Source organism: Qipengyuania sp. (assembly GCF_048550555.1).
Classification (GTDB): Bacteria; Pseudomonadota; Alphaproteobacteria; order Sphingomonadales; family Sphingomonadaceae; genus Qipengyuania.
Genome location: NZ_JBLYYF010000045.1, coordinates 1 through 21,984, shown reverse-complemented (window position 1 = coordinate 21,984; position 21,984 = coordinate 1). Strand labels below are relative to the sequence as shown.

Genomic DNA, 21,984 nt, shown 5'->3' with positions numbered 1-21,984 from the left:
CATGCAATGGATATGACACCGGAAACGCAGCCCTCCATGGCCTCCGCAACCGCAACCGCAACCGGCGCCTCCGCGTTGGAACTCGCCATCATCCTGCCGACGCTCAACGAGCGCGACAATCTCGCCCCCCTGGTCGAGCGGATCGAGGGCGCGCTGGGCAAGGCCGGATGGGAAGTGCTGATCGTCGACGACAATTCGTCCGACGGCACCAGCGACGAAGCGCGTCGCCTGTCGCTGGCCGACCCGCGCGTACGGGTGCTTCAGCGGATCGGCCGCCGCGGATTGTCGAGCGCCGCGATCGAGGGCTTTTGCGCCACTGCCGCGCCCTATGTCGCGGTGATGGATGCCGACCACCAGCACGATCCCAAGCTGCTCGTCGACATGCTCGCAGCCGTCAAATCGGGCGAGGCCGATGTCGCCGTCGCCAGCCGCTTCGCCGAGGGCGCGAGCATGGAGGAATGGGGCCGCCCCGACCGTGAGAAGCTGTCGAGCGTCGCCAACATGCTCGCGCGCAAACTCACCGGGGTCGAACTCAGCGATCCGATGAGCGGCTTCTTCCTGCTGCCCTCCGCCACCGCGCGCGCACTGGTCCCGAACCTTTCGGGAATCGGCTTCAAGATCCTGCTCGACCTGCTCGCCACTTCCGAAACACCGCTCAAGGTGAAGGATTTCCCGATGAATTTCTCCGCCCGCCGCTCCGGCGAAAGCAAGCTCGACCGTGCCATCGCGCTCGATTTCCTCGCCGGCCTCTACGACAAGAGCTTTGGCCGGGTGATCCCGACCCGTTTCGCGCTGTTCGGCACGGTCGGCGTGATCGGCGTCGGCGTGCACATGGCGATCCTCTACGCCTTCCTGTTGCTGGGCGGGGCCAATTTCAGCTGGAGCCAGGCGGTCGCGACCTTCGGCGCGATGAGCTTCAACTTCTGGCTCAACAATTTCCTCACCTATCGCGACAAGCGGCTGAGCACGCCCAAGGGCGTCTTCTGGGGCTGGGCGACCTTCATCGCCGCCTGTTCGATCGGCGCCTTCGCCAATGTCGCGGTGGCGACGACGCTGCACGATCGCGGCCTCCACACGGTGCTCGCGGCGCTGGTCGGCATCGGCATCGGCTCGGTGTGGAACTACGCCCTGTCGAGCCGCTTCGTCTGGGGTCGGTATTGAGATCGGCCTCCCCGCAGCGGGAGGCCTACCGCCAGCTTTCGAGCCAGGTCCACACGGCGAAGCTGTCCGGTCCGGCGAGCGGCGCGGCGCTGATGATCGGGTAGAACCAGGCGAACACCAGCACGCTGCCGATGACGGGTGCCAGTGCGGTCTTGCGCCGGTCGTTTTGCCACAGCGCGTCGCAGGCGAGCGCCAGTGCGGCGAGCAGCGCCATGCTCGGCAGCGCGTAGTGATAATAGAATTGCACCGGCTTGGCGGCGACAATCCAGAAACCGAGGCTCGCGGCATAGAGAATCGTCACCGCCAGCGCGGCCCAGTGCCGGCGGACCACGCCGTGCCAGCCGCACCAGGCGAGCGCGGGCAGGCCGAGCAGCATGGTCAGCGGATTGCCGATCAGCATGATCCCGCGCTGCACTCCATCGACCGGCTCGTAGAGGTACCAGATCGAGCGGACGTTCAGCACCCACTGCTCCCACGTCGACTGGTACGGATGCGGCTTCAGGACCTGCTGCTGCTGCGAGAGCATGAACTGGTTGTGGTACACCAGCCCTTCGGTAATCGGGCTGATGCGGAAGAAGAACGCCGGGAGGAAGGTCGCGGCATAGACCGCCAGCGGGACGATGCCGAGCCATAGCGCGGCCTCGATCAGCGTGGTGCCGGGAACCGGCGCACCGCGGCGGCTGCGGAACAGGCGCCGCCGCCCGGCCGCCGCGCGGGCGAAGAAGAAGGCGAGGCCGGGCAGCATGGCGACCACCAGCGCGTTCCACTTCGATCCCATGGCGAGGCCCAGCGCAATGCCGGTCAGCGCCAGCCGCCAGCGGCCCTGCTCGGGCTGGCGGATCGCCGCGGCGAACTGCCACGCGGCGAGCGCGAGGAAGGCGAGATAGAAGATGTCCAGCATCGCAATGCGCGCGTGGATGAACAGATGGAAGCCCGTCGCCAGCAGCACGCCATAGGCGAGCGTGGCGAAGCGGCTGAGCGTGGCGAACCACAGCGCGCGCATGGCCGCGAACAGCGCCAGCGTGCCGAACAGGCTGGGCAGCAGCCGCCACCCCCAGGGATTGTCGCCGAACAGCGCGATGCCGAGCGCGAGCAGCTCCTTGCCCACCAGCGGATGCTCGCGATTGGTGAATTCGCCCAGCACCAGCAGTTGGCGCGCGGCGGGCAGGTAATGGATTTCGTCGAAATAGGGTTTCGCGACGATCGTCAGAAAGGGGAGGCAGGCGAGCCAGAAGACCAGCGCCAGCGCGGCGCACCAGCGGATCGGATCCTTGGGTTGCTCGGGCGCGCGGCTCATCGCCGAGCGGCTTAGAAAAGCCGCGCGCCCGCTTCAAGCGCTAAGCTGCGGAGGCGGGGCGCTTTTCCAGCCAGAACAGGCGCGCGACCATGGCGAGCAGGCCGATACTGGCGGTCGCGGCGACGAACAGCAGCCACAGCGGCACCGCCATGCCCTGCGCGCGGGCGCGCGGCACGACGAAGAAGCAGGCGGTGCCGAGCGAAAACAGCAGGTCCCACCACACCTGTACGCCCCACAGGTTGGAAGTGTGGTTGAGCCACACCGGCATTACGCCTTCGCTGACTATGGTCACTGCGGTGAAGGCGCCGAAGCCGGCCGCGAGCATCGCTGCGAGCAGCGGGCTCCCGGTCTCGTCGCGAGCAGTCAGAATATAGGCGAGGGCGGCCAGAGCGGCCAGGAGCCCGGCGAGGAAGAGGATTGCGTGCGGTGTCATGAAGGCAGGCTCCCGAGTCGGAATGTAGCGAGTGCTACACTTGTAGCGACTTGTAGCACTCGCTACAAGTATCTCATGTCGACAGCCCGCATGTCCCGCGAAACATTGCTGCCGCTCTTGGCGGCGCACGTGATGGAGCACGGCCTCGCCGATGCCTCCCTGCGCCCGCTGGCAAGGGCGGCGGGAACGAGCGACCGGATGCTGATCTACCACTTCGGTACCAAGGATGCGCTGGTCGCCGCGCTGCTCGACCATCTCGCGCATATGTTCGCCGCGGCGCTCGCCACCGCCTTCCCGACGGCGCGCAGTCCCTCGCGTCGCGCCTGCGCGGAAGGGGTCTACGCGATCACCGGACAGCGCGAATTCGCACCCTTCTTCCGCGTCTGGTGGGATATCGTTTCGGGCTGCGCCAATGGCGAGACCGCCTACCGCGAGGCGGCGGGCGGCATGATGGACATGCTGCTCGACTGGGTGGTCGACCATTTGCCCGCGGACGATCCCGACCCGCGGGCCGGCGCGCGTGCGGTGCTTGCCGTGGTCGAGGGCGCACAGATGCTCCGCGCGGTCGGCCGCGGCGAGATCGGCGAAGCGGGGCTTGCCGCGCTGGAAGGCTGAGCCGCTTGCCGCGCTGGCGCGCCGTGCTATCCCGCAGCGCATGAAGAAGACCACCGGTATGGACCGCTCGATCACCAGCACATGGCGCCCCGCGACGCAGGCCGTGCGCGGCGGCACCTGGCGCAGCGAGCATGGCGAGACCAGCGAGGCGCTGTTCCTCACCTCTGGCTACACCTACGACGACGCGCAGACCGTCGCCGACCGGTTTGCGGGCGAGGCCGAGGGGATGACCTATTCGCGCCTCCAGAACCCGACCGTCGCCATGCTCGAGGAGCGCATCGCACTGATGGAGGGTGCCGAGGCCTGCCGCGCGCAGGCCAGCGGGATGGCGGCGATGACCACCGCGCTGCTGTGCCAGCTCTCGGTGGGCGATCACGTGGTCGGCGCGCGCGCCGCCTTCGGCTCGTGCCGCTGGTTGCTCGATCATCTCCTGCCGCGCTTCGGGATCGAGACCAGCGTGGTCGACAGCGCCGACGATGCTGCCTGGGAAGCGGCGATCCGCCCCAACACCAGGGTGTTCTTCTTCGAGACCCCCGCCAACCCGACGCTGGACGTCGTCGATCTCGCGCATGTCTGCAGCGTGGCGAAAGCGCATGGCATCACCACCGTGGTCGACAACGCCTTCGCCACCAGCGCGCTGCAGAAGCCCATGGAATTCGGCGCCGATGTCGTCGCCTACAGCGCGACCAAGCTGATGGACGGGCAGGGCAGGGTGCTCGCGGGCGCGGTCTGCGCTTCGCAGCAATGGATCGACGAGGTGCTGCTGCCCTTCCAGCGCAACACCGGCCCCAACATAGCCCCCTTCAACGCCTGGGTGGTGATGAAGGGGCTCGAAACGCTCGACCTGCGCGCGCGCCGCCAGAGCGAGAATGCGGTCGAGCTGGGCAAGTTCATCGAGCCGCGCGTTCCGAAAATCCTCCATCCCGGCCTGCCGAGCCATCCGCGCCACGAACTCGCGACGCGGCAGATGGTCGCCACCGGCCCGATCTTCGCGCTCGATGTCGGCGACCGCGCGACCGCCTTCGCACTGCTCGACGCGCTCGAACTGGTCGACCTGTCGAACAATATCGGCGATTCGCGCAGTCTGATGTGCCACCCGGCGAGCACCACCCATGCGGGTATGACGCAGGAGGACCGCGACGAGATGGGCGTGACCGAAGGCCTGTTGCGGATTAATGTCGGGCTGGAGGATGTCGAGGACCTCAAGGAGGATCTCGACCGCGCGCTGACGGCGGCGGGGCTCTAGCGCCGCCAGCCGTTGCGGATCGCGATCCGCTCGAGTTCTTCGCCCAGCGCATGCGCGGTCGTCATCGCCACCGGACAGCGCGCATCGTCGGTCAGCGCGCCGTGGACGTCGAGGCCCGCGCCGCTCACCAGCGCCATCATCAGCCCCTCGTCGCGTGTCATCCCCGCAGCGCAGCAGGGCGCCAGCACGAGCCGGCGCTGAGAGGTGCGAGCGAGATCGACCACCAGTGCGCGCGCGAGCACCAGCAGCTTGCGGAAGTCGGTTCCCGCCGCATCGAGCGCGAGCAGGCTCGCACGCGCATCCTGGAGACCGTGCGCGGCCAGCCGCCGCAGGATCACCAGGCCGAGAGTCTGGTGGCGCCGCGCGGGCAGCGGCAGGTCGAGGGCGGGCGAATCATACGAATGGGCCATGCGATCTCCTTTCGGAACATCGTATGCTACTGCAACTCATTCGCAAGTAAAGTTTTGCTGAGTTTCCGCCTTGGTTCCGGCTGTCGTCCGTCTCGCCTAACGGCCGCGCCAGGGTTCGCAGGCGACTCCGTCATTGTCGCGGTCGAGTGCGGGGCGATAGCCGGGCTGGCCGCGATAGATCGGCGCCGCGCCGGCTGCGCGCGCGGCATCGCAATTGGCGAAATAGACGCCGCCCCGCAGTTGCACGGTGGGTGCCTGCTGCGTCGGGCGGCGGTTGCGGTGGCAGTGATACTCGCCGGTCTTGCGGTTGTTGTGGCAGCCCTCGGCATTGAGCCCGCCCGGATGCGCGAGCGCGGGCAGCGGCGGACTGGCAAGAAGCGCCAGCGGAAGAAGCGGGGCGAAGGCTTTCATCCGTGCAACCCTACCGACAAAGCGTTACCGAGGCGAAAAGGAGCGGCCCCATGTCGATCAGGACTGTCGAGTACATCTTCGATTTCGCCGCGCCCAACGGCTATCTCGCCTGGTATCCGCTCAAGGATATCGTCGCGCGGACCGGGGCGCAGCTCACCGTCACGCCGGTCTTCCTCGGCGGGATGCACAAGCTCACGGGCAATGCGCCGCCGATGATCCGCGATGCGGATGTGAGGGGCAAGGTTCCCTATGCCGCGCTCGAATTCCAGCGCTTCCTCGACCGCCACGGCATGGACCGCTTCCGCATGCACCCGGCGCTGCCCTTCAACTCGATCATGCTCCAGCGCGTGCTGGTCGCCGCGCAGGACGAGGCCGAGCGGCAGGCCATCGTCGAGGCGCTGCTGCCCGCGGTGTGGGAGCGCACTATCGATTGTGCCGACGGCGATGCGGTGGGGCGCGAACTGGCGCAGGCCGGGCTCGACGCCGGGCGCCTGCTCGCGGCGACACAGGACCCGGAGGTGAAAGCGCAGCTCGCGGCCAATACCGAGCATGCGGTCGATCGCGGCGCCTTCGGTATCCCGACCTTCTTCGTCGACGGGGAGATGTGGTTCGGCAAGGAGCGCCTTGGCCAGCTTGCCGACTATCTTGCCGGCGGCAAGCCTTGAGGTACGCGCGCATTCGCACCAAGCGCTTGTTAAACCGCGTTGAATCGCCCGCGCCTGGGGGATAAGTGCAACCCGCGGGTTGCGCCCTCTTGTGGTACCTCTACATAGGTGGTGTGATCAAGGAACTCTTCCAGCATGCCGCCATCACCCACGGGATCACCGTGCGCGTGGCGGTGAACTTCCTGCCCGAGCAGTCGCGGCCGGAGGCGGGCAAGTGGTTCTGGGTCTATCACATCCGTCTCGAAAACGGCTCGCACGAGCGCGTCCAGCTGATGACCCGCCACTGGCGCATCACCGACGGTCGCGGGCTGGTCAGCCATGTCGATGGCGAGGGCGTGGTCGGCGAACAGCCGGTGCTGATGCCGGGGCAGAGCCACGATTACGTCAGCGGCTGCCCGCTCGATACGCCGCACGGCTCGATGGAGGGCTTCTATACCTTCCACGCCGAAGACGGTTCGCCGCTCGAAGTGCGCATTCCCTTCTTCCCGCTCGCCGCGCCCGCCACCGCCAAGTAAGGCGCGTCAGCGCATCGGGGCGAGGTCGGATTCGCCCTCGGCGGTGATTTTCCGGTCGATGGCTTCCTTCGCCTTCGCTTCGAGCTCGGGCGTCAGCTTGGTCGAGCGTCCCGCGATGGGGTCGCCCGAGCCCATTTCGCCATTGGCCTCGATATCGGCGAGCAGCAGCTTCATCTCGGCGATTTCCTTGATCTGCGCCTCGATGATGCCGTCGGCCAGCTTGCGCACGCGCGGGTCGCTGATCTGCGCGCGCTTGCTGGTCAGGACGGCGATCGAATGGTGCGGGATCATCGCCTTCATCCAGGCCTCGTCATCGACCGTCCGCTGGCTGCGCACCAGCCACAGAAACAGGCCGCCGAAGGCGAAGGCGGCGGCGAACACCAGCAATTTGGCGGTACGCGAACGGTACATGCCCCACATGAAGCCGAGCATGACCACGATCATCGCGCAGCCCATCATCAGCGCCATCCACATGCGCGTCTGGCTGAAGAAATCGTGATCCACCGCCCAGCTGTTGAAATAGGTCAGCACGAACATGGTCACGATCGAGGTCGCGATCATGGCGAAGAAGGTGGTCCACTTGCCGTGCCCACCACGGCGGTGTGCGCTATCCATCGAAATTCCCCTGTCTTTCCCGATCAACGGGAAGTCCGGGGGGGCGGTTCCGGGGCTAGAGGTCCTCGTCCTCGCCAATGCCGGAAAAGTCGAAGCTGCCGATCTTGATCTTGGGCTTGAGGTCGAGCCAGCCGGCGAGGATCTCGAAATCGAGCGTTGCGGGATAGTTCGCCAGCGCGGCACGGCTTTCGTCGAGCCGCAGGACCAGCGTCTTCTTCTTGCGCCGCAGCGCGCTGGTGCTGAGCGAGACCTTGCTGCCGCCCCCCAGCCGCCGCGCGAGGCGGAAGCCGAGGCCCCAGGTCATGCCTTCGCGCAGATCGTCGTCGCTGGCGAGTTCGCGCAGCTTCCCGGGCAGTTCGGTGCGACCGAGGCTGCCGAACAGCGCGGCGCAGATCATCGCCCGTCCGCGCGCGTCGAGATCGATCCAGCGCTTGCCCAGCGACCATTCCACCGCATGGCTGTCGCGCAGATTGGGTTCGACGCGGTGGAGCGCGCCCGACAATTGCGCCGCGGCGAGCCGGAGCCGCTCGTTCACCCGGCCATCTCCATCGGCGAGGTCGACCGTCCAGGCGGCAAGCAGCGTCGCCTCGGTGATCGAGGCATCGCGCGGCGCGGCATAGGCGGTGACGCCCGCCAGCAGCGGGTCGGCCTGCATCTGCGCCGGTTCGAGCCGCGAATAGAGCAGGCCTTCGCGGATGCCCCATGACGAAAAGATCAGCTCGTCGGGCTCGATTTCGTCGAGCAGCGGGCGCAGCAGCGCGGCGGCATCGGGCAGGTAATGCGCGCGCATGGGCGTGATGCCGCTGATCTCCATCAGCGTCTCCGGCTTGGCGTCGACCAGTTCCTTGGCCAGCCGTCGCGCATCGTCGGGCAGCAGGGTGAAGCCGTGCGGATCGGTCAGCGGATAGTCGAAATAGCGCATCGCATAGGCCGCGAGGGCGCGCCAGGTGCCGCCGATCATATACATCGGGCCGGGATGCGCCGCGGCCCAGCCGACCGAGGCTAACTGTTCGTGCACTGCGGTGTCGAACGCCTCGGCTCCTGCGGCTCGCAATGCCGGCAGGCGCAGCGTGCCGAGCCTCAGGCTCGAGGCCTCGTGACACTCGTTGTCGGCGATCGACACCAGTTCGAGGCTGCCCCCGCCGAGATCGGCGACGACGCCCTTGGCACCCGGGAAGGCGCCCAAGGCGCCCATCGCCGAGGCGCAGGCTTCCTCCTCGCCCGAGAGCAGGCGCGGCTCGAGGCCCAGATCGGCCACGCGGGCCAGGAATTCGGCGCCGTTTTCCGCGTCGCGCGCGGCGGCGGTGGCAACCGTCTGGACATCCTCGATCCCGAGATCGCCGAGGATCAGCGCGTAGCGCGCGAGCGCGGCCAGAGCCTCGTCGGATGCTTCATCGGGGATGCGTCCGGTGTCCGACAGGTCGCGCCCGAGCCGGGCGGCGACCTTTTCGTTCCACACCACTTCGGGCGCGCGGCCGGTGCCTTCGTAGATCACCATGCGCACCGTGTTCGAACCGATGTCGATCACCGCGCGCGGGGGCTGGATCAGCCGCCGCTGCCACTTGGCCGAACGCGATTTGCTCACTTGGATGTATCTTTCAGGGTCAGACGGGGCACCTCGTGATCGCCCAGCGCCGCGCCGCGGCCCGAGAGCGAGGGGTTGGCCATGAAATACTGGTGGCAGTTGAAGCCGCCTTCGCCCTTGCGCAGCCGATGGTACTGGCCATCGGGATCGAGCTGCCAGCTCTGTTCGGTGTCGAGGATATTGGCGAGCATCACCTGGCCCAGCACCTGGTCGTGGACAGTCTTGTTGGAGATCGGAACCAGCACCTCCACGCGATGCTCGAGGTTGCGGCTCATCGCATCGGCGCTGGTGAGAAACACCTTGGCCTGGCGGCTGGGCAGCGCGCGGCCGTTGGCGAAGGCCCAGATGCGCGAATGTTCGAGGAAGCGGCCGATCACCGATTTGACGCTGATGTTCTCGGAAATGCCCGGCAGGCCGGCGCGCAGGCTGCAGATGCCGCGCACCACCATGCGGATCTCGACTCCGGCCTGGCTCGCCTCGTAAAGCTTGTCGATCACCGCCTTGTTGGTGATCGAATTGAGCTTCACCCAGATACCCGCGGGCTTGCCCTCCTCGGCGTTCGCGATCTCCCTGTCGATCAGCTCGTAGAGCTTTTCCTGCAACCCGATGGGTGAAACCGAAATCCGTTCGAGGTCGTCGGGCTCGATATAGCCGGTGATGAAGTTGAACATCTTGGCCGCGTCGCGCCCCAGCGCGGCATCGGCGGTGAAGAAGCTCAGGTCGGTGTAGATCTTGGCATTGACCGGGTGATAGTTGCCGGTGCCGAAATGGCAGTAGGTACGGTAGCCGTCCTCTTCGCGTCGCACCACCAGGCTGACCTTGGCATGGGTCTTCCAGTCGGTGAAGCCGTAGATCACCTGCACCCCGGCGCGCTCGAGCTCGCTCGCCCAGTGGATGTTGCGTTCTTCGTCGAAGCGGGCCTTCAGCTCGACCACGGCGGTCACCGCCTTGCCGTTCTGCGCGGCCTCGATCAGCGCCGCGATGACCGGCGACTGGTCGCCCGCGCGATAGAGCGTCTGCTTGATCGACATGACTGCGGGGTCGCGTGCCGCCTGGAAAAGGAAATCGACCACCACGTCGAAGCTTTCGAAGGGGTGGTGGATGACGATGTCCTTTTCGCGGATGGCGGCGAAGCAGTCTCCGTCGTGTTCGAGGATCCGCTCGGGATAGCGCGGGGCGAAGGGCTCGAACTTCAAGTCAGGTCTAGGTTCGTTGCAGATCGCGGCCAGATCGGCGAGGCCGAGCATGCCGCCGGTCTTGACGATCATCGCTTCCTCGACCTCGAGCTGCTCGCGCAGCATCGTCTCGGCGATCTCGTCGCAATCGTCGTCGAGTTCGAGCAATACGGTGCGGCCGCGGCGGCGGCGTTGGATGGCGGTGCGGAAATAGCGCACCAGATCCTCGGCCTCTTCCTCGACCTCGATATCGCTGTCGCGGATCACCCGGAAGATACCGTCCCCCAGCACCTTGAAGCCGGGGAAGAGTTGGTCGGCGAAGCGCGTGACCAGCTGTTCGATCGAGACATAGACCGCCTGCTCGCCCGGCACGCGCACGAAGCGCGGCGCGCCGCTGGGGATCAGGACCATCTCGATCAGATCGGCCTGCCGCTTGCCGCGCTTCAGACGGAAGATCAGGCCGATCCCCTTGTTGGCGACGAAGGGGAAGGGGTGGCTGGGGTCGATTGCCTGCGGGGTGATCAGCGGCAGGATGTCGCTTTCGAAATAGTCGCCGAGCCATTTCTGCTGGCTCTTGGTCAGATCGTCGATCGCCGAGATCAGGATCCCTTCCTCGGCGAGCAGGCCGCGCAGCGTATCGAGGCTGTCCTGCTGGCGATCCTCCAGCGCGGAGAGTTGCTCGCGGATCGCCTCGAGCTGCTGGCGCGGGCTGGCCCCGTCGATTCCCTGCGTCTCGATGCCGCGCTGGACCTGGCCTTCGAGGCCCGCGATGCGGACCATGGTGAATTCGTCGAGATTGCTCGCCGAGATCGACAGGAAGCGCAGCCTTTCGAGCAGCGGGTAGCGCGTGTTCTCGCTTTCGGCGAGCACCCGGCGGTTGAACGACAGCCAGCTCAGTTCGCGATTGGTATAGCGATCCTGCGGCGCGGTCGGCGCGTCCGGTCCGGCGTCGTTGGCCGGGATGGTGCGGGATGCTTCGGCGGTCATGCAGCTGTGCTTCCGGGCATGGTCCTCGAATATGACGGAACGGTTACAATGTGGCTGCCCGAACGGTTATAGCAAAGCATTTGTTTCGACGAGCGAATTGGCTGGATTGTTAAACGCCTGTCGGGAACGGAATTTCGCCGGCCGAACTTGCATGCAGCGCCGTGGCCGGTAGGTTGTGCGGGTTCTCAGGGGGTTGCCTACCATGTCTCTACTCCGGTCGCATTGCTGCCAGGCCCTGGCCTGCGCGCTGAGCCTCGTGCTGGTTCCTGCAGGCCTTGCCGCGCAGGACGATCCGCCGCCGCAGATCGATGCCACGGGGCGCCCGGCCAAGATATCGGTTGCAGCCTTCGCCGACTGGCTCGTGCTCGATGGGGCACGCCTTTCGGAAACGGGCCGCAGGATCGCGATCGGCGGCAATTCGGACGGCCACCAGATGATCCGCATCTACGATGCCGATACGCTGGAACTGGAAAAGGTGATCGACGGGGGCGATTCCGACGATTTCAACTGGTTCCGCTGGGCCGGCGACGACCGCCTGCTGCTTTCGGTGATGCGCCAGACGGAGAACGCCAATTACTGGGCGCGAATGTCGCGCCTGCTGGTCTACGACATGGCGACCGGGAAGATGTCCTATGCCGGCTTGAAGAAGGCTGCGGTCGATGGCGATACGGTGGTCCATATCGATCCGGCGGGCGAGTATGTCCTGCTCAACTATCAGAACCAGGCCCGGTACGAGGCCGAGGTGTGGCGCATCCCGCTCGATGGCACGGCGATGGAGCGATCCGAGCGCGTGGTCGACAACCAGGGCGGTGTGCAGTTCTGGTTCGCCGACAGCGATGGCGTGGTCCGGCTGGGCATGGGTCGCACCAGCCGCGGATCAGTCGTCGTGCTCTACCGTGGCGGACCGGGCGAGGAATTCGAGCGCGTCACCAAGATCGCGCGCGACGACGAGGACACACTCGAGAACTGGGACGTCATCGGGCTGCAGCCCGGCAGCGACATCGGATACACGTTGCAGCCGACCGAAGACGGGCGCGAGATCCTGCGTGAATTCAACTATCGTACCGCAACGGCGGGGCCGGTGGTCTACGAGGATGACAAGTGGAGCGTGGAAGGCGTCCGCCTCGATGACGACGGAAAGCCTGTTGCGGTCACTATCCGGGACGACCGGTTGCGCCAGGTCTGGCTCGACAAGGCGGTGGGTGGGGTGCAGGACAGTCTTTCACAGGCGCTCGGCGATCGGAGCGTGCGGATCATCTCGAATGCCGCTGGAAATCGGATGCTGGTGCTCCAGACGGGTCCGGACGATCCCGGCGCGCTCTATGTCTTCACCCCGGCGGAGAAGCGGCTCGCCTTCCTCGCCAATCTTCGCCCCGACATCGATTTCCGCCTGCTTTCGCGCGGCACTGCACACGATATCGTGACCCGCGACGGGCTGGCCATGCGCAGCTACCTCACCCTGCCGCGCGGCCGCGGAAAGACCGGCCTGCCGCTCATCGTCATGCCGCATGGCGGCCCCTTTGGGATCCGCGACGATCTCGAATACAACGACTGGGTGCAGCTCTTCGCCAATCGCGGCTACGCCGTGCTTCAGCCCAATTTCCGCGGCTCGGGCGGGTTCGGGTCCGATTTCGAAGAGGCCGGCGATGGCGAGATCGGCCGCAAAATGCAGGACGATCTCGACGACGCGACGCGCTGGGCGGTGGCGCAGGGTTATGCCGATCCCGAGCGGGTCTGTGTGGTCGGGGCCAGCTACGGCGGCTACGCCGCGCTGTGGGCGGTGATCCGCAATCCCGAACTCTATCGCTGCGCGGCGAGCTGGGCGGGGGTGACCGACTGGGACGCGATGCTGCTTTACGATGCTGAAGCGCTGACGCGACGCACCTACACCGAAAACTGGAAGCCAAAGGTACGCGGCAAGGATTCGGGCTTCGATCTCAGCAAGGTCTCGCCCATGGCGCAGCTCGACCGACTCACCCGGCCGGTGTTCCTCGGCCAGGGCAAGGACGACACGCGGGTGCCCTATTCGCAGTATTACCGCCTGGTCGAAAAGGCCGAGCGGATGGGCATCGAGCTCGACACGTTGATGCTCGAAGACGGCCACACGCCGGTGCGCGAGGGCAATCACGCAAAGCTGCTCGAGGCGATGGTAGCCTTTCTCGAACGGCACAATCCGCCCGACTGAACGGGCCGCGCGCAGGAGCATTTTCGACGCGCGAAGCAGGAGGCGACTTGTGCCGCAGCGCAGCATTGCCTAATTCGGCCATCCGATGAAGCGTACCCACCTGCCTCTCAACGCCCTGCGCGTTTACGATGCCGCCGCGCGGCACCTTTCGTTCACCCGCGCCGCCGACGAGCTGGCGGTGACGCCTGCCGCGGTCGGCCAGCAGATCCGCGCGCTCGAGGACCATCTCGGCACCGTGCTGTTCCGCCGCACCAGCAAGGGTCTCGAACTGACGCAGGAAGGGGCTGCCGGATTGGACGCGCTGCGCGAGGGCTTCCTCAAGTTCGAGGAAAGCGTCTCGGCGATGCAGGCGGGGCAGGCCAGCGACAGCTACACCATCGCCTGCCCGCGCGAATTCTACGCCCAGTGGCTCGCCCCGCGGCTGGCCAAGTTCGGCGAGACCAATCCCGAGATCAAGTTCGTTTTCGTCGCCGACGAGAACGCCGATTTCACCGAGGCCAATCTCGACTGCGCGATAAGGCTGGTCGACGGCCCGGGCGAACTGCAGGGGATCGAGCTCGACGAGGCCCGCCGGGTCACCGTGGCGCGCCCGGCCGAGCATGGCGGCGCGCCCGACAAGTGGATCGACTGGGGCCTGCCGCTGCAGGACGGCATCGCGGCGCATGTCACCGTCTCCAACGCCGGCCAGGCGCTGTCCTCGACACTCGCCGGGCTGGGCAAGGCGATCCTGCCCGAACTGCTGGTCAAGGAAGCGCTCGATGCGGGTCTGCTCGAGGTGCTCGACGGGCCGCACACCGGCACGCGCGCCTACTGGCTGGTCGCGCCGACCCCGCAGTGGCGGACCAAGAAGGTCAGGGCGCTGGTCGCCTTCCTCTCGCAATAGGGCCGCGCCGCGGAGCGCCCGCGCGCGCTAGCCCGCAGCCGAATCGAAATGCGCGAAGATGTCGGCGAGGCCCGGCGGATCGCTCTCCTGCCGCAGCCGCGCCAGCGCAGGCGCGACCTCGAGCAGATATTCCGACTGCGGCCCGTCCTGCCCGACGTGGCGCCCGCCGAGCCGCCGGATGAAGCCGCGCGCGGCCTCGTTCTCGGCCAGCACATGCGCGCGGAAGGCGTCCACCTGGCCGTCCTCGGCATCCATCAGCAGCGTCGCGGCGAGCAGCCGCCCCACGCCCAGGCCGTGATAATCGTCGACCACCCCGACCGAGAACTCGGCCTCGCGCTCGCCCGCATCGGGCCGCATCGCGTGGACCGCGCCCATCACCCGCTCCTCGGGATGCGACAGGTCGATCGCGCCCCAAGCGAGGTGGAGCACGCCGTCGACGTCGAGCAGCCGCTCGATCACCCAGTCGGGCGGGCTCGCCCCGCCGGAGAAGAAGCGGAGGTAGCGCGAGCGCGGGCTCATCCGCGCGATCCCGCCGCGCAGCCGCTCCTCGTCCCCCGGCCCCATGGTGCGGATGCAGATGTCGCGCCCGTCGGCGAGGCGGGTGACGATCGACGACGGCCCACAGCCGCCCTGCGAGCGCAGCGGTATCGGGCTCCCGGCAGTATCGGCCATTCTCGCACTCCATCGCGCATGTCGCCCCGCGCCGCGCAGCCTAGGGCCATTCGCGCCCCTGTGCCAGCGCGGCAGCGGCATGGGAATTCTTCCCCGGTCCAGCGCACGGACGCCGCGCCGGTTCCGCGGAGGACCACCGGCTCTCATCCGCGCCGGAACGCGAAGGGGCGGCACCTGCCGCGTGGCAGGCACCGCCCCGTTCTTCGCCAGCGCTATCGAGCGCCGACGGGGTCGATTACATGGTCTCGTCGACCTGGTCTTCGGCCGCGTCACCGGCTTCGCCCATGGCGTCGGCCTTGGCGTCGAGCGCCTCTTCCTGCGCTTCGTCGCCCTGTGCCTCGGCAAGATCGGCCTGCTCTTCGAGCACGTCTTCCTGCGATTCATACTGCTGCTCGGCCAGGTCTTCCTTGGCTTCCTCGGTGCTTTCCGAGCACGCGCCGAGCGTGCCGATGGCGAGGGCCGAGGCGATGATGGCGGTGTTCCTGAACTTCATGAAAGTCTCCCCTGTCGTGGGTTTGCGAATGCGCAAGAAATGCGCGGGTTCAGGGATAAGACGCTTCGCGGCCTCAATCGTGCCATATTTATTTTCGCGGCGCGGAGGGGGTAAGGGGGAGGGGCGGGTCAGAAGGGCGGGTTCTCCTCCATCTCGGCAAGGATTTCGCGCGCGCGGTCCATCCCCTGCGCGGCCCAGTTGGGCAGTTCGGGAAAGCCGTCGGGCCCGCTCGCATCCCAGGCGTCCTTCATCGGGCCCGCCTTGTCGCCCGCCGCCTGCTGCTGGCGCCAGAGGCGACGGCGCCGGAAGACCTGCAGCGCCATCGCGCGCGAGGTCACCTCCTGGCTCAGCTCGCGCCGGATGGCGGCGACTTCGGCCTGCGCCTGCCCGGCCAGTTCGTCATAGACGGGATGCCCCGGCCCCAGCTCGTGCGCCTGCGGGCCGTAACGCGCGGGCATGCGGTGGGCGAGGAGGAAGCGCAGCAGCGCATTGTCGGGCTTGTCCCACCAGCCGAGCACCTCGCCGCAGGAGACGATCGGCGTCCGCGTCCCGACCATTGCGCGCTCGACCGCCATGTCCTCGAGCCGCTGCACCCCGCGCTCGAGCGCCGCGTCCCACGCCTCGGCAAAGCCCTCCGCCCCGGGCCGGTGGCGCAGCCTGTAGAGCGCCTCCAGGCTCTTCCCGATATGCCGCGCGGCGACCTTGACGATGCCGGTGGCGGCGAGCGTCGCGACGAAGCGCCGCTGGAGTTCGGGCGTGATCGAATTGCTGCGCGGGGCGGGGTGGAGGAAGGGGGTAAAGGCGAGGAGCGGATCGTCGTCCTCGGGTTCGTCGGCGGTGAAGGCGACAGCGGAGGTGGCCTGGCGTGCTATTTTGCGGGAGGAGGTGGGGTGGTCTGACTCGAGCATGTCGGTGCGCAGGATGCACATTCGAGCAATGTAGGAAAATGCTTTCTGTCGTCGTTTGTCGACTTAAGGGTAAACAGTTGACAAGATTAATAGATTGGCGTCTCTCTTTCATGGGGGAGGGGACGTGCAATGGCTGTTGTTGAATTTGGCAGTGTGCTTGCAGGCGCGCGGCCATTTCATTTCAATGATAACGTGAATGACGTTTTTCGTGGCGAGGTCTTGTGCACCTCGGGTGGTATTTTAAGTGCGTTCATCAAAGACTTGCCGCTGCGGCAGCTGGTAAATGAGCTTATTGCGTCGACAATTGCTTCACATCTAGATCTGCCTGTGCCCACTCCGATTCTGGCGGTGGCGAAGAACGAGACTTTCAATGCGACCAACGTCCCGTACGGGGGTGACGCTCACTTGGTCTTTGCAAGTTCCGCCGCCGACGCACGCCCTGTTCTTCAAATCCTTAGCGATGCCGGACGAGCCAACGAAGTGTATGAAATATTAGCGAATTGGGAACGTCTGGGTGAACTGTATGGGTTCGATAGTTGGCTTGCGAATGTTGACCGGCACCGGGGAAATCTGCTCATGGGAGGCGAAGGCGATCTTTGGATGATTGACCATGGTCATTGCCTGACCGGTCCGACGTGGAATGCTAGAGACCTCAAAGTGGACTCTGAATTTAGAAACCGACTGTCTGAGTGGCTTACTCCGAGCCTTTCGGGCAGTCGTCGGGTACGTGCGGTTGAACAAGTCATGCATCTCAAATCGTCGGCTGAAAGCACCGATGTCGAGGAACTGCTCTCTCAGAATCGGATCGATGCTTTGTTGAAAGACGAGTTCAACAATGTGGTTAGGTTTTTGAAGGCGCGAGTCGAGTATATCGAGCCGCTCTCACGAAAAGCACTTGGGGTCTTGGTATGATTGAGCCAGGCGAAATCAGGTTTCCAAGTCGTGATCGACTTTCTGTTGGGAAGTGGCGCCCAATATTCTTCCGCCCACACCCGGATTCACCCGAACAATTTATTATTGGGCTTGTTGCGTGGAACGGCGAGGCAGCTGTGACCTTGCCTGCGAATGCAACTCGAAAACTCAAGTGTCTCTTCGGTGAATCTTCGGAAACCGTCTTACTGGCGCAAAAAGCTGCAATCACCTCGGTCAGGGATCATTTGAACCTAGCCGGGGTGCAGTCTCTTGAAGAAATCAAGTTCGGTTTCTCTGGAATATGTCTTGGAGACGAGAGGGTGGGCGAGGCGAAAGATGCACGGGCTCTCGCAACGTATTGGCTTAACCGAATTTCGTCATTGCACGTAAATACACCAGAGGTTGATACCGTTGAAGGTGATGATGAACCGACAGATGGCTTTGGTGCGAGGATTAGTAATGATCGTCTTCCGGTTCTTGTTTACCACGCGATTGAAAAAGATGAGCCAAATTTGGCTGATTTTTTCAGCTCCGAGATTCGTTATCGAGCCAAGAGAGCACCGAAACCTCCACCTCAGAAAATCTTCATTGGCTTTGCTGGAGACGGGCTTGTCGCGAACTTCGCGACACTTCGGCCATCGCGCTCGCGCGTGATGGTGGATCACGTCAAACGCCTTATGTGGGATTTGGCTCGTTACCGTGACAACGAGCAGGGCCTTCTACCGAGCGAACGGAAATTTGAGATGGTTGTTTACCGGCGGCCTGTCGATGACCCGGAACTGACTCTCGCTCAAGATGACCAGCTTCAAGAGATGATCTTTGATCTTGGCGAGCAAGGTGCGAAGGAAGACATCGGCGTCCAATCGCGAGACTCCGTTGAGGGTATAGCAAAATTTCTTCAACGTTCCGAGATGCGGACCATGGTAAGTCGCCGAGCATGATCGGACCTTAAGTCGCGCGAAATCAGTCGGCGGAATCGTTGACGATATAGAACGATTTGATTTTTCGATCGGAGCCGGAAAGGTTAACTTTTTTCCCAGTGTCTACAGCTTTTGCGGAAAGCTCCTTTAGTAGAGGGGTAATTGCGTCGACTACTATTTCGGTGCAACCGAGTTCGGTTTTCTTAAAGTTCTTCTCAAGATGAAATGTTTGACTTACGGCGAGACTTACCGGGTCGATATCTTTGATATAGGAAACCTCACCTAGGTGAACCAAACGTCTTGCTAGAAATGCTAGCCGCTTACTGTCAGATTCACTCAGCTCCGTTCCATGATCGAACTCAAATTCGGCTTCGTATGCATCTGAAAGATCTTCTAATGCCGACGTCAACTTGTTTGACCAAGCATAAACATCAGAGAAAGATGAGAAGATCAATAGTGTAGCATCACCAATATTTTTGCTAAAGGCGACATAGTTTTTAAGATCCAGTTCCCCGATGGCTTGAACACATGCTATATGGAAAAGCTCTATTCGCCTTTTTAGCGCTTCATTGCCAAAAATATTAGAAAATCTTGTGGCGTCCATCAAATCGGCCAGAACTATATAATAAAGTCCCGGTCGGAATTGTCTTGATCTTTCGAGTTCTTGCACTTTCTTAATTGCTGATACTGCCTCAGGCAGGGCGTAGCCGGGAATATTTGCGAGGCCGCCCTTCGGAAGGCCCAGGTAGTTTTCAAGCCGCTCAATATCCTCGAAAAAATTAAGACCATTTGGCATTACTTGGATCTCCGTTCCGCAAGGCCATTCGAAACATTTAGTTCTGAATAGTCAAGGCGATGGCCAATTTCCGGTAATCCCTATACTCTTATCCGCGCACCCATCACCCAAATCGCGCGCCCACCCGGTGTGAGGACAGCGCCGTGTGATACTCATCGGCTAGCGAGAGCTCATCACGCATCATGCCCCCCTAGGCACCCCACCACCCACAAGTTAACCATCCACGCATGTGCAATCTCTACCGCCTGACCCGCCCCAATGCCGAAGTCGCGCGCTGGTTCGCGGCGATCGACCGGCTTCGCGGCGCCAATTTCTCCGAAGAAGTCTTCCCCGGCACGCCCGGCGCGGTGATCGCCGATGGCGCGCTCACTTCGATGAACTGGGGCTTCCCGCTCCAGCGCACAGGCGCCAAGGGCCAGCCGCTCAAGCCCAGGCCGGTCGACAACACCCGCACCGACAAGCTCGACGGCTACGCAGGCCCCGTTGCTGTGACGGAATAGCTTGAGCGCCGCCTTGTAACCCTGCCTACGGCACCCCATCTCCTATCCAGCTACCAGTCGCGATCGACGGTCCCGAGGGCCAGTTGCCCTCCCTTCTTTCCATTTCGCCTTCTAGCCCCGCGCACAAGCGGTCGCTGATGAGCGCCTGCGCGAAATCGAAGGACGGTCTCCCATGACACATTTCGGCACCATCAAGAGCTACGACAGCGGCAAGGGCAGCGGCACGATCGCTCCCGAACAGGGCGGCGAGCCGCTCGGCTTCGGCAAGGACGACCTGCAGCAGCAGGCCGGCGAACCGAGCCAGGGCCAGCGCTGGGGCTATGAAACCCGGCAAGTCGACGGCGGCACGGTCAGCGCGACCAATCTGCGCCAGCAGGAGCAGGAGCAGGTCCGCCAGCAGGGCGAAAAGATCGCCGGCCGCCAGCAGGCCCACTAACCGGTCCCCGACCGTGATGGCCCGGCCGCGCCGCGGAGGCGGCGGCCGGGCCGTTCCCACATCCTCTCGACCCGGAAGGGGCGCATCATGGACCTCAACGAACTGCTTCACCAACACCAGGCCTCGGTCATGCGGGCGGGCATGGCGGGCGACGACGACGCGCGCGACGACCACTTCGCCAAGGTCGCCGAATATGCCGAGCGCGTGCGGCAATTGCGGGAGTTACGCCAGATGCCCGATACCAAGCCCCCGGTCGCGGCGCCGGAAACCATCATCTACGGCACCTATGCCGGGGACCCCGCACCCGCGCCGGCGGAAAAGGCGGTTAATTCCTGGGAAGGCGAGGGCGGCGCGGTCGATCCGCCCGAAGCGCCTTTGCCCGAAGGCGTCACCGTGAAGCTGGTGCGCGAATATCACGTGGGCCCCTATGTCTACACCGACCTCGGCCTGGCGCTGGCCGCACACATGCGCCAGCTGTCGCAGGAGCCGGACGAGCGACCGGCTTGACCCCGCACCCCCATCGCACTATGTGCGCGCCCATCCGGTGTTGGACCCACCTCGCGTGATTCCCTCGTCGGTCAGATAGAGCTGAACATTGCCGGTCATGTCCCGGGGCCTGGTGCGCGATGCACTCGGGCTCTTTTCTATTGCAGCGATAAGCTGGGGGCAGCCGTCAAAGTAACCCGGTGGCCGTGGGGCCCGCGGGTGGAGCGTTTCAGGCTCGTGCGAATTGGCCGCCCCGGTGCTTCTGGCATCGCGTGCGTCGCCAGCACGAACCCGCAACACACCATCCCCGAACCCCTAGTCGCCGCCACATAACGGTGAAGTGAGAAATCATGCCGACGATCAACCAGCTGGTCCGCAAGGGCCGCGTTCCGCAGAAGGCCAAGAGCAAGGTCCCTGCAATGGAGCAGAACCCGCAGAAGCGCGGCGTTTGCACCCGCGTCTACACGACGACCCCGAAGAAGCCGAACTCGGCTCTGCGCAAGGTGGCCAAGGTCCGCCTGACCAACCAGCGCGAAGTCATCTCCTACATCCCGGGCGAAGGCCACAACCTGCAGGAACACAGCGTCGTGCTGATCCGCGGCGGCCGTGTGCGCGACCTTCCCGGCGTGCGCTACCACGTGCTCCGCGGCGTGCTCGACACCCAGGGTGTCAAGGACCGCAAGCAGAGCCGCTCGAAGTACGGCGCCAAGCGTCCGAAGTAAGGGTTTTTGTTGGGTGCGCTGACGACGTCCGTCGTCAGCTTCGGCACCGGCCCGCTCCCCCACCCGGCCACCCATGGCATTATCCCGTTGGGGTAGCCGGGTGGGGAAGCGGACCGGAACCGAAGGCCCAAGGTTTCAACGCGGGGACAGTCCTCTCCTCCGCCCGGACACCATACGAAGGTAGTCTCTGGGTGGCCGGGCGGGGGAGAGGGCTGGCACCGCAAGGCGAAACGGAGGTTTCGCCGCACTCCGAAGGAGTTTGAAAAATGTCACGTCGTCGTCGTCCCGAGAAGCGGGAAATCCTGCCTGATCCGAAGTTCGGTGATCAGGTCCTGTCGAAGTTCATGAACAACCTCATGTACGACGGCAAGAAAGCCGTCGCCGAAGGTATCGTCTACACCGCGCTCGACACCGTCGAAGCCAAGGCGAAGGCGAACCCGATCGAGCTGTTCCACAATGCGCTCGAGAACATCAAGCCGCAGGTCGAAGTGCGCAGCCGCCGCGTCGGCGGCGCGACCTACCAGGTGCCGGTCGAGGTTCGCCCCGAGCGTGCCCAGGCGCTCGCCATCCGCTGGCTGATCACCGCCGCGCGCGGTCGTCCGGAAACCACCATGGCCGCCCGCCTCTCGGGCGAGCTGATGGATGCGGCCAACAACCGCGGCAACGCCGTCAAGAAGCGCGAAGACACGCACCGCATGGCGGACGCGAACCGCGCCTTCTCGCACTACCGCTGGTAAGCGGGGCGGATTTGGGACCGGGCGAGCGCCTTGCGCGCCGCCCGGTCTCGAAACCGTCGCATTAATCCCTACATGGGGGCCGAGGCAGCTCACCCCCGAACTCTGAGGAATTCCACATGGCCCGCGAATATCCGCTGGAGCGGTACCGCAACATCGGCATCATGGCCCACATCGATGCCGGCAAGACCACCACGACCGAGCGTATCCTCTACTACACCG

The 21,984-nt window shown here is 64.8% G+C and carries 26 protein-coding genes; 15 read left to right on the top strand and 11 right to left on the bottom strand.

Translation table 11 applies throughout. The features are described 5' to 3' along the window. The first annotated feature begins 36 nt into the window (after positions 1–36). The gene (locus tag ACN4E0_RS12255; RefSeq protein ID WP_419568222.1) at positions 37–1,161 is read left to right on the top strand and encodes a glycosyltransferase family 2 protein; all 1,125 of its coding nucleotides are present in this window, start codon (positions 37–39) and stop codon (positions 1,159–1,161) included. 25 nt (positions 1,162–1,186) lie between these two features. On the opposite strand, the gene ACN4E0_RS12250 is transcribed toward ACN4E0_RS12255, so the two are convergent. Both ACN4E0_RS12250 and ACN4E0_RS12245 read right to left on the bottom strand, forming a co-directional pair. Next, positions 1,187–2,458 (bottom strand): phospholipid carrier-dependent glycosyltransferase, encoded by a 1,272-nt coding sequence (locus ACN4E0_RS12250; protein WP_419568220.1) that lies wholly within the window; start codon positions 2,456–2,458, stop codon positions 1,187–1,189. A 40-nt stretch (positions 2,459–2,498) separates the two neighbouring features. After that, positions 2,499–2,891, bottom strand: coding sequence for a hypothetical protein (locus ACN4E0_RS12245; protein ID WP_419568218.1), 393 nt, complete (start codon positions 2,889–2,891; stop codon positions 2,499–2,501). Positions 2,892–2,966: 75 nt separating this feature from the next. Between ACN4E0_RS12245 and ACN4E0_RS12240 the strand changes: the two genes are divergently transcribed. Then, positions 2,967–3,506: a TetR/AcrR family transcriptional regulator gene (locus tag ACN4E0_RS12240; RefSeq protein ID WP_419568216.1), complete on the top strand. Its 540-nt coding sequence runs from the start codon at positions 2,967–2,969 to the stop codon at positions 3,504–3,506. A 40-nt stretch (positions 3,507–3,546) separates the two neighbouring features. Continuing rightward, positions 3,547–4,752: a trans-sulfuration enzyme family protein gene (locus ACN4E0_RS12235; protein ID WP_419568214.1), complete on the top strand. Its 1,206-nt coding sequence runs from the start codon at positions 3,547–3,549 to the stop codon at positions 4,750–4,752. Here ACN4E0_RS12235 and ACN4E0_RS12230 read toward each other — a convergent pair. Together ACN4E0_RS12230 and ACN4E0_RS12225 are read right to left on the bottom strand one after the other, a co-directional pair. Beyond that, complete coding sequence (locus ACN4E0_RS12230) at positions 4,749–5,162, bottom strand: DUF6628 family protein (RefSeq protein WP_419568212.1); 414 nt, start codon at positions 5,160–5,162, stop codon at positions 4,749–4,751. The two genes, ACN4E0_RS12235 and ACN4E0_RS12230, sit on opposite strands and share 4 nt — an antisense overlap. A gap of 96 nt (positions 5,163–5,258) precedes the next feature. Further along, positions 5,259–5,573: an excalibur calcium-binding domain-containing protein gene (locus tag ACN4E0_RS12225; RefSeq protein WP_419568210.1), complete on the bottom strand. Its 315-nt coding sequence runs from the start codon at positions 5,571–5,573 to the stop codon at positions 5,259–5,261. A gap of 50 nt (positions 5,574–5,623) precedes the next feature. Here ACN4E0_RS12225 and ACN4E0_RS12220 point away from each other — a divergent pair, with 50 nt between their 5' ends. Both ACN4E0_RS12220 and apaG read left to right on the top strand, forming a co-directional pair. Continuing rightward, on the top strand, positions 5,624–6,238 hold the full coding sequence (locus ACN4E0_RS12220) for a 2-hydroxychromene-2-carboxylate isomerase (protein ID WP_419568208.1): 615 nt from the start codon (positions 5,624–5,626) through the stop codon (positions 6,236–6,238). Positions 6,239–6,354: 116 nt separating this feature from the next. Continuing rightward, a complete protein-coding gene (apaG, locus tag ACN4E0_RS12215) occupies positions 6,355–6,753 on the top strand; it encodes a Co2+/Mg2+ efflux protein ApaG (protein ID WP_221602791.1) in 399 nt (132 codons plus the stop codon). A 6-nt stretch (positions 6,754–6,759) separates the two neighbouring features. Here apaG and ACN4E0_RS12210 read toward each other — a convergent pair whose 3' ends face one another. The 3 genes from ACN4E0_RS12210 to ACN4E0_RS12200 are packed head-to-tail and all read right to left on the bottom strand — an operon-like array spanning position 6,760 to position 11,115. Beyond that, on the bottom strand, positions 6,760–7,368 hold the full coding sequence (locus ACN4E0_RS12210) for a DUF305 domain-containing protein (protein ID WP_419568206.1): 609 nt from the start codon (positions 7,366–7,368) through the stop codon (positions 6,760–6,762). 55 nt (positions 7,369–7,423) lie between these two features. Next, positions 7,424–8,953, bottom strand: a complete 1,530-nt coding sequence (locus tag ACN4E0_RS12205; protein WP_419568204.1) for a Ppx/GppA family phosphatase — start codon at positions 8,951–8,953, stop codon at positions 7,424–7,426. Beyond that, the gene (locus ACN4E0_RS12200) at positions 8,950–11,115 is read right to left on the bottom strand and encodes an RNA degradosome polyphosphate kinase (protein WP_419568202.1); all 2,166 of its coding nucleotides are present in this window, start codon (positions 11,113–11,115) and stop codon (positions 8,950–8,952) included. Before ACN4E0_RS12200 ends, ACN4E0_RS12205 begins: the two co-directional genes overlap by 4 nt. Before the next feature lie 202 nt (positions 11,116–11,317). On the opposite strand from ACN4E0_RS12200, the gene ACN4E0_RS12195 reads away from it, so the two are divergent. Next, positions 11,318–13,300: a prolyl oligopeptidase family serine peptidase gene (locus tag ACN4E0_RS12195; protein ID WP_419568201.1), complete on the top strand. Its 1,983-nt coding sequence runs from the start codon at positions 11,318–11,320 to the stop codon at positions 13,298–13,300. Positions 13,301–13,385: 85 nt separating this feature from the next. Further along, positions 13,386–14,183 (top strand): LysR family transcriptional regulator, encoded by a 798-nt coding sequence (locus ACN4E0_RS12190; protein ID WP_419568198.1) that lies wholly within the window; start codon positions 13,386–13,388, stop codon positions 14,181–14,183. A 27-nt stretch (positions 14,184–14,210) separates the two neighbouring features. On the opposite strand, the gene ACN4E0_RS12185 is transcribed toward ACN4E0_RS12190, so the two are convergent. From ACN4E0_RS12185 to ACN4E0_RS12175, 3 genes are all read right to left on the bottom strand, one after another. After that, on the bottom strand, positions 14,211–14,855 hold the full coding sequence (locus ACN4E0_RS12185) for an N-acetyltransferase family protein (protein WP_419568196.1): 645 nt from the start codon (positions 14,853–14,855) through the stop codon (positions 14,211–14,213). A 235-nt stretch (positions 14,856–15,090) separates the two neighbouring features. Then, entirely contained in the window at positions 15,091–15,348 is a 258-nt protein-coding gene (locus ACN4E0_RS12180) for a hypothetical protein (protein ID WP_419568194.1), read from the bottom strand. A gap of 128 nt (positions 15,349–15,476) precedes the next feature. Continuing rightward, positions 15,477–16,256, bottom strand: a complete 780-nt coding sequence (locus ACN4E0_RS12175) for a hypothetical protein (RefSeq protein ID WP_419568193.1) — start codon at positions 16,254–16,256, stop codon at positions 15,477–15,479. 129 nt (positions 16,257–16,385) lie between these two features. Between ACN4E0_RS12175 and ACN4E0_RS12170 the strand changes: the two genes are divergently transcribed. Next, positions 16,386–17,168, top strand: a complete 783-nt coding sequence (locus tag ACN4E0_RS12170) for a HipA family kinase (protein WP_419568191.1) — start codon at positions 16,386–16,388, stop codon at positions 17,166–17,168. Further along, entirely contained in the window at positions 17,165–18,109 is a 945-nt protein-coding gene (locus ACN4E0_RS12165; protein ID WP_419568190.1) for a hypothetical protein, read from the top strand. Before ACN4E0_RS12170 ends, ACN4E0_RS12165 begins: the two co-directional genes overlap by 4 nt. A 22-nt stretch (positions 18,110–18,131) precedes the next feature. Here ACN4E0_RS12165 and ACN4E0_RS12160 read toward each other — a convergent pair whose 3' ends face one another. Next, positions 18,132–18,884, bottom strand: coding sequence for a hypothetical protein (locus ACN4E0_RS12160; protein WP_419568189.1), 753 nt, complete (start codon positions 18,882–18,884; stop codon positions 18,132–18,134). Positions 18,885–19,111: 227 nt separating this feature from the next. Here ACN4E0_RS12160 and ACN4E0_RS12155 point away from each other — a divergent pair, with 227 nt between their 5' ends. From ACN4E0_RS12155 to ACN4E0_RS12130, 6 genes are all read left to right on the top strand, one after another. Continuing rightward, complete coding sequence (locus tag ACN4E0_RS12155; protein WP_419568187.1) at positions 19,112–19,384, top strand: hypothetical protein; 273 nt, start codon at positions 19,112–19,114, stop codon at positions 19,382–19,384. A 172-nt stretch (positions 19,385–19,556) separates the two neighbouring features. Continuing rightward, a complete protein-coding gene (locus ACN4E0_RS12150; RefSeq protein ID WP_419568185.1) occupies positions 19,557–19,820 on the top strand; it encodes a cold-shock protein in 264 nt (87 codons plus the stop codon). Positions 19,821–19,907: 87 nt separating this feature from the next. After that, on the top strand, positions 19,908–20,327 hold the full coding sequence (locus tag ACN4E0_RS12145; protein WP_419568183.1) for a hypothetical protein: 420 nt from the start codon (positions 19,908–19,910) through the stop codon (positions 20,325–20,327). A gap of 329 nt (positions 20,328–20,656) precedes the next feature. Beyond that, a complete protein-coding gene (gene rpsL / locus ACN4E0_RS12140; protein WP_006831873.1) occupies positions 20,657–21,028 on the top strand; it encodes a 30S ribosomal protein S12 in 372 nt (123 codons plus the stop codon). Positions 21,029–21,294: 266 nt separating this feature from the next. Then, positions 21,295–21,765: a 30S ribosomal protein S7 gene (rpsG, locus tag ACN4E0_RS12135; RefSeq protein ID WP_370030656.1), complete on the top strand. Its 471-nt coding sequence runs from the start codon at positions 21,295–21,297 to the stop codon at positions 21,763–21,765. Positions 21,766–21,881: 116 nt separating this feature from the next. Then, positions 21,882–21,984, top strand: a 103-nt coding sequence (locus ACN4E0_RS12130; protein WP_419568419.1) for a GTP-binding protein, incomplete at its 3' end; no start/stop codon positions are given.